Here is a 12,457-nt window from a genome sequence, read left to right on the forward strand (position 1 = left end):
GAAGCCGGCAATCGATATATAGTAAGGAAAAGAAAGGAGAGAACAAGATGAATGCGATGATACGCGCAAGCCAAGTTACCAAAACCTATGGCAAAACACAGGTGCTCAAAAGCATCGATCTCACAATAAACGCCGGGGAATTCACCGCTATCATGGGTCCGTCAGGCTCCGGCAAATCGACGCTCATGAACGTGCTTTCCACCATCGACCGACTATCCGGCGGAGAGGTATGGCTGGATGGGCAATCCTTACTGGATCTGGACAAAAAAGCGCTTCGGAAATTCCGCCAGGACCGTATGGGCTTTATTTTCCAGGATTACAATTTGCTTGATACGTTAACGGTGAAGGAAAATATTTTGCTCCCGCTGTCGCTTCGAGGGATGAAGACGCAGGAGATGGAGGATCGCTTGAAGCCTCTCGTCCAATCCTTGCACATTGAGAAGATACTGGATCAATACCCGAGCGAAATATCCGGAGGGCAGAAGCAAAGAACGGCATCCGCCAGAGCGCTCATTACGAAGCCTGCCGTCGTCTTTGCGGATGAGCCGACCGGCGCGCTCGACTCCCGCTCCGCAACGGAGCTGCTGGAGGAGCTGTCTCAGCTGAACAAAGCTTTTGGAGCGACTATATTGATGGTCACGCATGATCCTTACGCCGCTAGCTACTGTCGGCGCGTCATCTTCTTGAGAGATGGCAGCATCGTCAATGAGCTGTATGCGGGCGAACAATCGAGGAAAATGTTTTTCGACCGGATCCTGGAGACGCAAAGCCTGCTTGGGGGGGCTTACCGATGAGCTTGATGGAGCTGACGCTCAGAAACGTTAGGCGGAACTTTCGCATTTATACCATTTATTTGCTTGCGATGATCGCCGGCGTTGTCATTCACTTTACGTTTTCGTCGCTAATGTTCAAGGAAGATATATTGTCCGCAATGCGCAACAGCGCGAACTTCCAGACCGGCGTCATGATCGCGTCGGCCGCTATCTTTCTATTTATTATATTTTTTATCCTGTACGCCAATTCGTTCTTTATGAAGCAGCGAAAAAAAGAAATCGGCCTCTACCTGCTGCTTGGCATGAGCGAGAGTCAAGTGACCCGTATGCTGTTCTATGAAACCATTGCGCTAGGCGCCGTATCGCTGGTCAGCGGCATCCTGCTTGGCGGCCTGCTGTCCAAATGGTTCGGCATGCTGCTCATGAAGCTGATGGAGTATGACCAGACCGTATCGTTATCCTTCCCGATCGAAGCGATCGGAACTACGGTTGCGGTTGTTCTCGCGATCGCGGTCATCATCAGCGTCCAAAACCTGGTGATGTCGCGCCGCGTGCAGCTCGTCGAGCTCTTCCGCGCCAAAGCCGCAATGGAGAAGCCGCCCCGCATCTCGGCTTGGCTTGCGCTGCTTGCCGTCCTGCTTCTCGGCGAAGCATACGGCTTGATCATTGCCGGCAGAGGCTCGTATATGTGGGTGAATCACGCGCAGCTTAGTCTTGCGCTCGTTGCCGCTGGCATCATCGCCGGCACTTGGCTGTTTTTCCGCCAATTTACCGGCTGGATGCTGCTTCGTCTGCAGAAGAGAGCGCGTTATTTCGAAGGCAACCAGATGCTGTGGACGTCAGCCCTGCGGTTCCGCACGCGCAGCAGCGCCATGAATTTGAGCTTTATTACGTTATTCAGCGCGGCGCTTATTCTGCTCACTTCATTTGTCGCGATCAATTACAGCGTACAGTTTACCGCGACGGCTGCTAATTTGCCGAATGACATTGCGTTTGAATCGTTAGGGAGCGGCAAAGATAAGGAGCTCGACCAATTGATCCGGTCGTCCACCGAGCATCCCGTTACCGATTACCGGGCGTTGGAGGCCATAAGGGTCACACCGGGAACCGGGATGGAGAGCGCGTTCGAAAACGCGGAATATTTCGAAACGGAGCCTTTGCTGGTTCCGCAAAGCGTATACCAGGCATTTATCGAATTTCGAGGAGATGAAGAGCGGGTTCAGCTAAGCGGAAACGAAGCGGTCGCGCTGTCGCAAGGACGCGATATGAGCGTCAGTTATAGCAGAGACGATGCTCCTGCCTTTCCCATTCAAAGCGGCAGCAACGCCATCGAATTGTCGATAGTTGCGCTGAAGGATTACGCGCTGCTCGGCTGGGCTAGCGATCCTCTCACGTCCATGTCCAAGAAACCAGCCGTGCTTGTCGTAACGGATGAAGTCTATAACAGCCTTCGTCAGGGCGGCGCCGAGGTCCGTACCTATCATATTTATGAAATCGAAGATGCAGGCAACGCGGAGCAGCTGTCTGCGCAGGTTCATGCCGTGGTGAAGGAAGCGAATCCGAACGCGTATTACTCCTCCTTCTCCGATGTGTATTCCAAACAAATCGAAGGCTCATCGCTGATGCTGTTCTCCGCGGCATTCCTTGCGGTTATCGCGTTATTCACGCTTGCGAGCGTCATCTATTTCAATCAGCTTCGCGAAGCGACGGAGGAGCAGCGGCAGTACAGCATATTGCGAAAGATCGGCGTCCAGCACCGTCACATTGTGAGCACGATTCGGAAGCAGCTGCTGTTCGTTTTTGCTCCGCCGCTTGTTCTTGGTCTTCTGCACAGCTGGCTAATTATCGATTCCTACATCCTCGAATCCGTCCAGGGCTACGAGCATATAACCGGCATCATCGCAGGAACGATGCTTGCTTATTTCCTCATTTACTTTCTGCTTTATTCGTCCGCCGTCAACGTATACAGCCGGATCGTCAACCGGAAGCCTTAGCGCTTCCGGTTAACGCGTCCAAATAGGGATCATGATTGATCGGGAAATGGATCGTCATCTCCGTAAAGCTGCCGGGAGAGGATCGGCACGTCAAATAATGCCCCAGCTTCCGGGAAAGCTCCTGCGCAAGAAACAGGCCCATCCCCGTCGATTTCACCTTTGTCCGCCCGTTCGTTCCGGTAAAGCCCCGATTGAAAATGCGAGGCAAATCGGCGGCTTCGATGCCGACGCCGTTATCCCGCACCGTAAGCAGCTTCTCTTTCCCCGTTACGCTTGCCGTTATCGTAATCTCGCCTTCTTCTTCCGTATACTTGAGGCTGTTAGACAGCAGCTGGCTCACAATAAATTCAAGCCACTTCGAATCGGTATGCACCTCAACGCCGCCAAGCGTCATGGACATTTTTATTTTTTTGGAAATAAACGCCTTTGCATATTGCTTCACAACTTTCCTGACAATAGGCTCCAGCTCGCGCGTGCCGATCGCATAATCCTGATGGAAGCTGTCCAGCTTGGCGTAATAAAGCGCCATATCGACATAATGCTCGATGCGGCTCAGCTCCTCCTCGACGCTTGCCGGATCCAGCTTCGTCTGCTGCAGCAGCCGCAGCACCGCAATCGGCGTCTTAATCTCATGAAACCATGACACGATAAAGTCATACGTGTCCCGCTGCTTAGCCTGCGCTTCATTCATCGCCCGAATATGCGCGGTCTCTTTCCTCTGCAGCTCCTTCCGGTAGCCTTCCGACTCCAGCGACATCGGTTCCGTATCCTCATCCCCCATACGAGAGAGGGAGCGTTCCGTCCGGTAATAGCGATAAATAAAAAAAAGAGCCGACATCCCGATCCAGAGCGCCGCTCCATACCAAAACGTGTCCCAATGCCATTTCGACCGGGGATCGGCATAAAATATACCGATTGCAAGCGCATAGCTGGCCGCGCACAAATACAAATAAGACCGTTCATAAGCAAGAAACCGCAAAAATCTCATTCGACGATGTACCCCATTCCTTTGCGAGTCCCGATAAAATCATCCCGTCCCATCTCCGCGATTTTCCGGCGAAGACGATTGACATTAACGGTAAGCGTATTGTCATCGACAAATTGGTCGTCATGCCATAACGCCTGCATCAATTCCTCGCGCGATACGATTTTGCCTGCATTGCGCATGAGCAGCTGCAAAATAATCGATTCGTTGCGCGACAATTCCGCGACAGCGCCGTCCAGCTGTACGGTTGAATTCGCGAGATTGAATGCAAGCTCCCGGTGCTGCAGCTTCAGCCCATCGTCCTGATACGTATAATTGCGTCTTAAGACCGCGCTGATCTTGGCCACAAGCACGGACAAATCGAACGGCTTCTGCACATAATCGTCGCCGCCCATATTCATTGCCATAATAATATCCATGTTCTGATCGCGGGAGGAGAGGAAAATAATCGGCACATGAGAGACGGCGCGAATTTGCTGACACCAATAATACCCGTCGAAGGCAGGCAAATTAATATCAAGCAGCACCAAGTGAGGCTGGTGCTCCTTGAAATCCTCCAGCACCCGTTCGAAATCCGTCCCCTCGAACACTTCGTATTTCCACTTACGAAGCGTATCGGTCACGATACCGCGAATTTTCTCGTCATCCTCTACCAGCATGATGCGGAACAAACCGATTCCCCCCTTTTAAGCCACTATCACCTTATACCTTCGCAAGCAGCTTTTTTATAGGCTCTTCGAGCTTCTCGGGCTCCTCCGTAGAGCCGTAACGCTTCACCACATTCCCTTCACGGTCGACCAGAAACTTCGTAAAGTTCCACTTGATCGACTTCGACCCGAGCACGCCGCGCGCTTCATTCGTCAAATATTGAAATAACGGGTGAGCGTCGCTGCCGTTCACATTAATGCGCGAAAATAACGGGAAGTTTACGCCAAAGTTAATCTCGCATGCCTGCACGATATCGCGGTCATGCTCCTTCTCCTGATTCGCGAACTGTGAGCACGGAAAGCCCAGCACGGCGAAGCCTTGATCGCGGTACTTGTCATGCAGCAGTTGCAGTCCTTTGAACTGCGGCGCAAATCCGCAGCCCGTCGCCGTATTGACGATGAGCAGAACCTTGCCTTTGTAGGAAGCAAGCGTCTGCGTCTCTCCTTGGATGGTTTTGACCTCGATGTCATAAATGGACATAGGAATCCCCCTCGGTTACTAGATCTATCTCCATTGTAAGAGAATTCGCGAGCGCCATCAAATCCGTGTTCCTTCCCAAAATGATGAAGGGCTCCGGAGCAAGCCTTGCTTCCCCCGAAACCCTTCGAATGTAATCTATAGGTGGACCGCAGCCTGAATCTGCTTCGTGTAGAACAGCCGTACAACGAAAAAATAAATGATTTGTATAAGGAGGAAAACGCCAAGCACAATCGCGGATTCCTTGGCCAGATTATAGAAGAATAGGTGGGATAGCGCCGTCAATGCGACTGCCCCGTGTATCAGCGCAACGATAATCGGAGCGAAAAACAAAATCGCCGTTTGCCGGGTGAGCACCTTTTTCAGTTCTTTTTCGCTGAGACCCATCTTCGCAATCATTTTGAACTTCTGTTTATCTCCATCCACATCCGTATACAGGCGGAAATAAAGGAAGCTTCCGGCCGAGACGAAAAAGACGATGCCGATAAACAATCCGACAAACATAATCGGTCCATACCCTTTATTTAATTGGTAAATGTCATATTCGCCGGAAGTCACCTCATACGGCAATTGCTGATACAGCTTTTCCGCGGCCGAGAGAACATGCTGCTTGCCTTCCGTCGCTTGCCAGGCATGGTAGCTTTTAATGTCAGCCGGGGCGGGAAGCTTCTCGTAATCGTTGTCCGAGACGATATAATAGTCCGACGACGGCAAAGCGCTTGATTGCAAGATTTCCTCCTGGTCCAGCACAACGCCTGACTCTAGTTCAATCGCCCGATTCTGCTGCTTATTTGGCAGTCCAAACGTTAAGGCTTCTGACTTCACAAGGAACGTTTGTCCGTCCTTGACGTTAACCGTCTCTTCGCCTATCAGCTCCGCAAAGCGGTTGTAATCGGATTGTTTTACAATCAGCACAGAATCGCCCGCTGCATCGTAATAGTGAAGCTCGGCATGCGCTTTGTTCGCCTTCATATGTTCTTCCTGCAGCGTCGCGTTAATCCGCGCAACATCCTGCTCTTCTTGCTCATCCCCGTAATAAGTGAACGTGTTCGGGTTCGCTTTTTCGATGCCTGCGCTCAAAAAGGTTTGAAAGCCGTATAATGTCCCGATTGCGCTAAACGCAACAGTGGAGATAATGGCCACAAGAAAGAACGTCCGGGCATTATCTTTCATCCGGTAAGAGAGATCGGAGAACAGAATCATATTGGTATGGCGCCAGGAGAAAGACTCCTTGTTCTTTAGCCGCCGGATGACAAAGACGCTTAATTGCGTAAAAAGCAGATACGTGCCGATAATCACCATTACAGTCACGGGCAGCATCGCGGCAATGACAAGCATCCCCTTCACGACGAACGCAATCGCATAGCCCCCGCCAAGCAATAAGGCCGCTAATAGGGTTAACAACAAACTGGCCTTCGGTTCCCCTTTTGATTTTTTGTCTCCTTTGAGCAAATCGATCAGCTTTCCGCTTCGCAGCACGAAGGAAACAAAGACGGAAATAAAGAAAAACAAAACGATAAAGGATACAAAGGTTAGAACAACCGCCTGTGACGGGATATAAAAATTTAACTTGTTATCGATAATCAGCACATTCTCGGCCAGCAGCAATATGGCTTTTGCAAAGACCAGCCCAAGCACAATACCGCCTAGCGTAGCAAAAAATCCGATGATCATATTTTCAAGAAACACCATGGAGCGGATTTGCTTCATCGACATCCCATGGATCATCAGCAGCCCGAATTCCTTCTTTCGCGACTGCAAAAAGGAGCTCATCGAATAAAGGATAAAGAAGAAAGAGAACACATAGATAATGCCCGCGGCAATATTCATGCCTTGCGCAACGCTGCTGTTCATATCATCTCCGCTCAGCGCAGGATGAAAAGCGAATATGGAAAACGTGAAAAAAACCATAACCGTGAACATGCTGCTTAAGAAATAGGCGGCATACAGCCTTTTATTTCGGGCGACGTTATTGAACGCGAATTGACGAAAGGTCATTGGCGTGCCCCCCCAACAAAGCAAGTGTGTCGATAATCTTCTGGAAAAAAGCTTGACGGTTGTCTCCTCTACGAATTTCCGTATACAGCCTTCCGTCTTGAATAAATACGACCCGGTTACAATAGCTTGCCGCCAGCGCATCATGGGTGACAAGCATCATGGTCGTCCGCTCGTTCCGGTTGATGGATTCAAGCATTTCCATCACATCCTTGGAAGCTTTGGAATCCAAATTCCCGGTCGGTTCATCGGCAAGAAGCAGCTTAGGCGAATGGATCATCGCTCGGGCAATCGCCGTTCTTTGCGCTTGTCCGCCGGAAATTTCATACGTCCGCTTTTTCATAATTCCCGTTATGCCGAGCTTGCCTGCGATGTCATACGCTTTTTGTTTCATTTCCGCCACTTTGCCGCCATCCAGCGTTAGCGGGAGCACGATATTTTCTTCTACCGTCAACGTATGAAGCAGGTTGAAATCCTGAAAAACGAAGCCGAGCTCGCGGCGGCGAAATTTGGCCAGCTCCTCCTTTTTTAGACGGTGGGGGTTGTTTCCGTTTATCAAAACATCGCCAGCCGTCGGTTCGTCAATCGTTGCGATAATATTAAGCAGCGTCGTTTTCCCGCTTCCGGAAGGCCCCATTACACCAACAAATTCACCCTGTTGAATCGTTAAATCGATATCCGTTAAAGCGTTATATGTGACTTTTCCTTCATAGACTTTGCTCACCTGTTTGACATGCAGCATACGTAAAATCTCCTCTCCGTTTCTTTCATTGGATCTATTACTAGCATACCGCCGCCTGCCGCGCTTTAACTATCGATTATTCTTTCAGTTATCTTACAGGGGTGTAAGGTTCGGTTCCCTTTCCATAAAAAATAACCCGGCAAGCTTCAAGCCTGCCGGGTTCCTTTTATTTTGAAGTGAGCGCTCCGAGTAGTCCAATGCAAGCGCCGAGCAGCGCGCCGGCCGCAACCTCGCCCGGCTGATGGCCCAGCGATTCCTTCAGCTTCTCCTTTCGGCGCTTATGGTATATGCCCGGATGATGGCCGGCGAGCCGTTCCACATCGGCATCCAAATCGTTGACTTGGATTGCAATTTCTCCCGCGTGCCGGCGAATGTTCATAGCGTCGTACATCACGACAATACCCAGCATGGAGGCAATCGCAAACTCCGGCGTACGGATGCCGAACTTTGTCGCCGTATACGTCGCAAGCGCGGTAACCCCGCTTGAATGCGAGCTCGGCATGCCGCCCGAACCGACTATTTTCCGGTAATCCCATTTTCCCGTTTTCCGGTAATGCCAAGGCACCTTTAACAGCTGTGCGGCCGCTACCGCTACAAGCGCCGTCGTCAAACCTCGATTAGGCATAAATAATGACCTCCTTAAATTTTTGCGTCAGCAAAAATACTTCGAAAGCATTCATACGTAACATAATCATGTTCAGTCAGTGTTCCCTGCGGCGCGCCGTTACATGCGGACGATCGCCATAAAGGCGGAACGGGATGAAATGGCCGCAAAAAAAGAGCTGCTCCGCCGCTAATCGCCGCAGAAACAGCTCTTCAAACCTTATTCTCTTACTGCCGCATCAATTTCGCTTACCATCTCCGCTACCGATACAAGTCCGCCGCCGGACAGATACCAGTATTGCGGATCAAGATAAACGATGCCGCCTTCTTTAAACGCATTCGTATTTTTGACCAAATCGTTTTCAACAGACGCTTTCGCTCCCGCACTGCCGCCGACTACCGCGCTGCGGTCCACGACAAACAGATAATCCGGATTTTTCTCCGCTACAAACTCGAACGAGATTTCGTTGCCGTGTGTGTCCACTTTAATGCTAGGATCAGCTGGCGCTACGCCGAGCACATCATGGATGATGCCGAAGCGCGAGCCCGGACCGAAAGCGCTGATTTTGCCTTCGTTGTGCAGGATAATCAGACCTTTCTTTCCGCCTGCAGCCGCGCGTTCATTAACCGCTTTGATGGAGGCTTCGACTTCAGCGAGCGCCGCTTCCGCTTCCGCTTGTTTGCCGAAAATTTCGGCTAACGTCTTTACGTTTGTTTTGAATGACTCCATGTAGTTCGTTGTGTCGACGCCCATATAAATCGTCGGCGCAATTTCGGACAAAGCTTCGTAATGAGCGGACTGACGGCCGGAAATAATAATGAGGTCCGGCTCCATTCCGTCGATCGTTTCGAAATCGGGCTCCTGCAGCGTGCCCGCGTTTACATACTTCGCATCTTTGTACTTCTCAAGATAAGCGGGAACATTGGCTTGTGGAACGGCTGCAACTTCAACGCCCAGCTTATCCAGCGTATCCAGGGAGCCGTAGTCGAATACGACGACCTTGCTTGGGTTTGTTTTAACCTTCGTCTCGCCAAGCTCATGCTTCACTGTCAGCTCCGCCGGAGCGGCCGATTCCGCAGGCGCCTCTGCCGACGGTGATGGAGACGGCGAGCTGGATGCGTTCCCCGCTCCGCTCGTATTATTGTTACCGCCGTTATTGCCGCCGCATGCGGCGAGTACCATAGCAAACATAAGAATAATAACGGTAAAGCTGAACTTTTTTTTCATTTCTACCCCACTCCTTATAAGTATATAAGCTTATTTGAAATAGACGCCGATGCGGTTGCCGTTCACCAGCTCGATCGGAATGTCCATATCGTAAATATGTTCCAGCACGTCGCTGTCGATGATCGTTTCGGTTGAGCCTTCCCTGACGATCCTGCCATCCTTCAACGCCACGATATAGTCCGAGTAGCAAGAGGCAAAGTTGATATCGTGAATGACGAGAATAACCGTTTTGCCCAGCTCCTCTACCAGTCTGCGAAGCACCTTCATAATTTGCACGGAATGCTTCATATCCAAGTTGTTGAGCGGCTCATCCAAAAAAATGTACTCCGTGTTCTGCGCGATGACCATCGCGATGAACGCCCTCTGGTTCTGACCGCCGCTCAGCTGATCCAGAAATTTATGCTGGATGTCGGTCAGGTCCATATAAGCGATCGCCTCGTCGACCTTCTCCCAATCCTCCTTGGTCAGCTTGCCTTGCGAATAGGGAAAGCGTCCGAAGCTGACCAGCTCTCTGACCGTCAGACGCAGATTGATATGATTGGATTGCTTCAATATCGAAATTTTTTTGGCAAGCTCCGTGCTTTTCCACTGCGAAATGTCCTTTCCGTCCACCAGCACCTCGCCGCTATCCTTCTGAAGAAGCCTGCTCATCATCGAAAGCAGCGTGCTTTTACCCGCTCCATTCGGCCCGATGAAGGAAGTGATGCAGCCCTCCCGAATTTTTAGCGAGACATTCTCGATAACCGGCTTGCCGCCGTAGGCTTTGGATACCTCTTTGACTTCGATCATGCTTTACTCTCCCTTAGAAGCAGATATAAGAAATACGCTCCGCCGATAAAGTTGATAATGACGCTTACCGTCGTTTCGAAGGTGAACACGCGCTCCACGATCAATTGCCCGCCGACGAGGGCAATGATGCTGATCAGCATCGCGCCTGGAATCAGGATGCGGTGACGGTATGTCCGCATGAATTGATAAGCGAGATTAACGACAAGCAGCCCCAGGAACGTAATCGGTCCAACCAGCGCCGTCGAAACCGCAATCAGAATCGCGACGATGACCAGCAGGTTTTTGACGACGAAGTTATAAGGGATGCCGAGGTTAACCGCATGCTCTTTGCCAAGCGATAAAGCATCCAAATACTTGGAGAACCGCATCGCGTACAAGGCGACAGCCGCCAGAATCAGGACGGAAATGAGCAGCAGGTCTTCGTTCACGTTATTGAAGCTGGCGAACATTTTGCCCTGGACGATTAAGAAATCATTCGGATCGATAAGCACCTGCATGAAGGTCGACATGCTGCCGAACATCGTACCCATGACGAGACCGATAAGCAGCAGGAAAAACAGGTTATTGCCTTCCCGTTTAAAAATCAGCTTGTAGAGGAGGCCGACGAACAGCATCATGATGCCGACAGTCAGCGTGAAATTGACGCCCTGATTCGTGCTCGGCAAACTAACGACTCCGAACGCGAAAATAACAAAAGTTTGAATAAGCATGTAAAGCGAGTCCAGCCCGATGACATTCGGCGTAAGTATCCGGTTGTTCGTCATCGTCTGGAAAATCAGCGTCGCATAGGCGATGGCCCCGCCGGTTAACGTGATGGCGAGCACCTTCTTGAATCTGCGAGGCAGCGCGTAATCCCAGTTATGCGGCAGATCAATGAACAAAAATGCGGCTATGACAAGGGCGGCGGCGACGGCTAGCAATGTAAGTTTAAGCTTCATAGGCTTTTCTCCTCATGAGCAGGAACAGGAATACGATACTGCCGATCACGCCGACCGTAAGTCCAATCGGCACCTCATACGGATAAATGATCAGCCTGCCCAATATATCGCACACGAGCACAAACACCGCTCCGAGCACAGCCGTATGAATCAAGCTTTTCCGCAAATTATCGCCGACGTATAAGGTCACGATGTTCGGAATAATGAGACCGAGGAACGGAATCGTGCCGATGGTCAAAATCACAACAACCGATACGAGCGCGACGATCGTTAATCCGATATTGACGACCAGCCTATGGTTCATGCCGAGATTAACCGCGAACTCCTCGCCCATGCCCGCAATGGTAAATTTATTGGCATACAAGTATGCGATAATCAGCAGCGGAAGGCTGACATAGAGAAGCTCATAGCGGCCGGACATGACCGACGAGAAGCTGCCTTGAAGCCACGCCGTTATGTTCTGAATCAAATCGTTCTTGTAGGCAAAAAAAGTGGTCGCCGCGTTGATCACATTGCCGAACATCAGTCCGACCAGCGGGATAAAAATCGTGTCTTTGAACTTCAGGCGGTCAAGAAACTTCATAAATACGTAAGTTCCCGCCATCGCGAACGCAAACGCGATCAGCATCTTCTCCATCGTCGTCGCGGAAGTGAAGACGAGCAGAGACACAAGTATGCCAAGCTTGGCGGCGTCATCCGTACCTGCCGTCGTCGGAGAGACGAACTTGTTTCGGCTGAGCTGCTGCATGATCAGTCCGGAAATGCTCATGCTGACAGCCGCGATCAGGATGCTCACCAGTCTTGGAATCCGGCTGATGCTTAGCACCTGCCACTGCTCCGGCGTTAAGCTGAACAGATCCAGCGGCGATATATCCTTCACTCCGATAAACAGCGATACGACCGACAAGACCGCAAGCGCGATAACCAGCATCCATATCTTCATGTCTCAACCTCGAATCTTGGATTCCGCAGTCCACTAGAAAAGATAATCATTCTCAATAAAAATCAAAAAAAATAAGAATCCTTTCATTATCATTTTACCGCGGTCATTCTCAATGATAATGATTATCATCAGCATGTTTATTATGCCATGCGCTTCTACCTCCGTCAACTAAGAATTAAGCGCTTCAAGGAAGATATTAGGAGGTGTGACAAAAACGTGAACGGCAGGCCCGGCATCATAATCCCTCTAGCCGCGGATGTCCAAGCAGGAGCAGCCGCAGCT

12 protein-coding genes are annotated in these 12,457 nt (G+C 50.8%); 2 read left to right on the forward strand and 10 right to left on the reverse strand.

The genetic code is table 11. The features are described from left to right. The first annotated feature begins 47 nt into the window (after positions 1 to 47). Together D3P08_RS18660 and D3P08_RS18665 are read left to right on the forward strand one after the other, a co-directional pair. Entirely contained in the window at positions 48 to 794 is a 747-nt protein-coding gene (locus D3P08_RS18660) for an ABC transporter ATP-binding protein (protein WP_119601332.1), read from the forward strand. Beyond that, the gene (locus D3P08_RS18665) at positions 791 to 2,767 is read left to right on the forward strand and encodes an ABC transporter permease (RefSeq protein ID WP_119601334.1); all 1,977 of its coding nucleotides are present in this window, start codon (positions 791 to 793) and stop codon (positions 2,765 to 2,767) included. Before D3P08_RS18660 ends, D3P08_RS18665 begins: the two co-directional genes overlap by 4 nt. On the opposite strand, the gene D3P08_RS18670 is transcribed toward D3P08_RS18665, so the two are convergent. The 10 genes from D3P08_RS18670 to D3P08_RS18715 form a co-directional block, all read right to left on the reverse strand. Continuing rightward, entirely contained in the window at positions 2,751 to 3,755 is a 1,005-nt protein-coding gene (locus D3P08_RS18670; RefSeq protein ID WP_119601336.1) for a sensor histidine kinase, read from the reverse strand. The two genes, D3P08_RS18665 and D3P08_RS18670, sit on opposite strands and share 17 nt — an antisense overlap. After that, positions 3,752 to 4,423: a response regulator transcription factor gene (locus D3P08_RS18675; protein WP_119601338.1), complete on the reverse strand. Its 672-nt coding sequence runs from the start codon at positions 4,421 to 4,423 to the stop codon at positions 3,752 to 3,754. The genes D3P08_RS18670 and D3P08_RS18675 overlap by 4 nt, the downstream gene beginning before the upstream one ends. A 31-nt stretch (positions 4,424 to 4,454) precedes the next feature. Continuing rightward, entirely contained in the window at positions 4,455 to 4,940 is a 486-nt protein-coding gene (locus tag D3P08_RS18680; RefSeq protein ID WP_119601340.1) for a glutathione peroxidase, read from the reverse strand. Between the two features lie 135 nt (positions 4,941 to 5,075). After that, positions 5,076 to 6,935: an ABC transporter permease gene (locus tag D3P08_RS18685; protein ID WP_119601342.1), complete on the reverse strand. Its 1,860-nt coding sequence runs from the start codon at positions 6,933 to 6,935 to the stop codon at positions 5,076 to 5,078. Then, positions 6,907 to 7,674, reverse strand: coding sequence for an ABC transporter ATP-binding protein (locus D3P08_RS18690; protein ID WP_119601344.1), 768 nt, complete (start codon positions 7,672 to 7,674; stop codon positions 6,907 to 6,909). The genes D3P08_RS18685 and D3P08_RS18690 overlap by 29 nt, the downstream gene beginning before the upstream one ends. A 166-nt stretch (positions 7,675 to 7,840) precedes the next feature. After that, positions 7,841 to 8,299, reverse strand: a complete 459-nt coding sequence (locus D3P08_RS18695) for a divergent PAP2 family protein (RefSeq protein WP_119601346.1) — start codon at positions 8,297 to 8,299, stop codon at positions 7,841 to 7,843. A 198-nt stretch (positions 8,300 to 8,497) separates the two neighbouring features. After that, positions 8,498 to 9,505 (reverse strand): siderophore ABC transporter substrate-binding protein, encoded by a 1,008-nt coding sequence (locus D3P08_RS18700; RefSeq protein WP_119601348.1) that lies wholly within the window; start codon positions 9,503 to 9,505, stop codon positions 8,498 to 8,500. A gap of 30 nt (positions 9,506 to 9,535) precedes the next feature. Then, positions 9,536 to 10,294 (reverse strand): iron ABC transporter ATP-binding protein, encoded by a 759-nt coding sequence (locus D3P08_RS18705; RefSeq protein WP_119601350.1) that lies wholly within the window; start codon positions 10,292 to 10,294, stop codon positions 9,536 to 9,538. Beyond that, the gene (locus D3P08_RS18710) at positions 10,291 to 11,232 is read right to left on the reverse strand and encodes an iron chelate uptake ABC transporter family permease subunit (RefSeq protein WP_119601352.1); all 942 of its coding nucleotides are present in this window, start codon (positions 11,230 to 11,232) and stop codon (positions 10,291 to 10,293) included. The genes D3P08_RS18705 and D3P08_RS18710 overlap by 4 nt, the downstream gene beginning before the upstream one ends. Next, entirely contained in the window at positions 11,222 to 12,175 is a 954-nt protein-coding gene (locus D3P08_RS18715) for an ABC transporter permease (protein ID WP_119601354.1), read from the reverse strand. Before D3P08_RS18715 ends, D3P08_RS18710 begins: the two co-directional genes overlap by 11 nt. Positions 12,176 to 12,457 lie beyond the last annotated feature (282 nt).

Origin of the sequence: Paenibacillus nanensis (assembly GCF_003583765.1) — a bacterium.
Lineage (GTDB): Bacteria > Bacillota > Bacilli > Paenibacillales > Paenibacillaceae > Pristimantibacillus > Pristimantibacillus nanensis.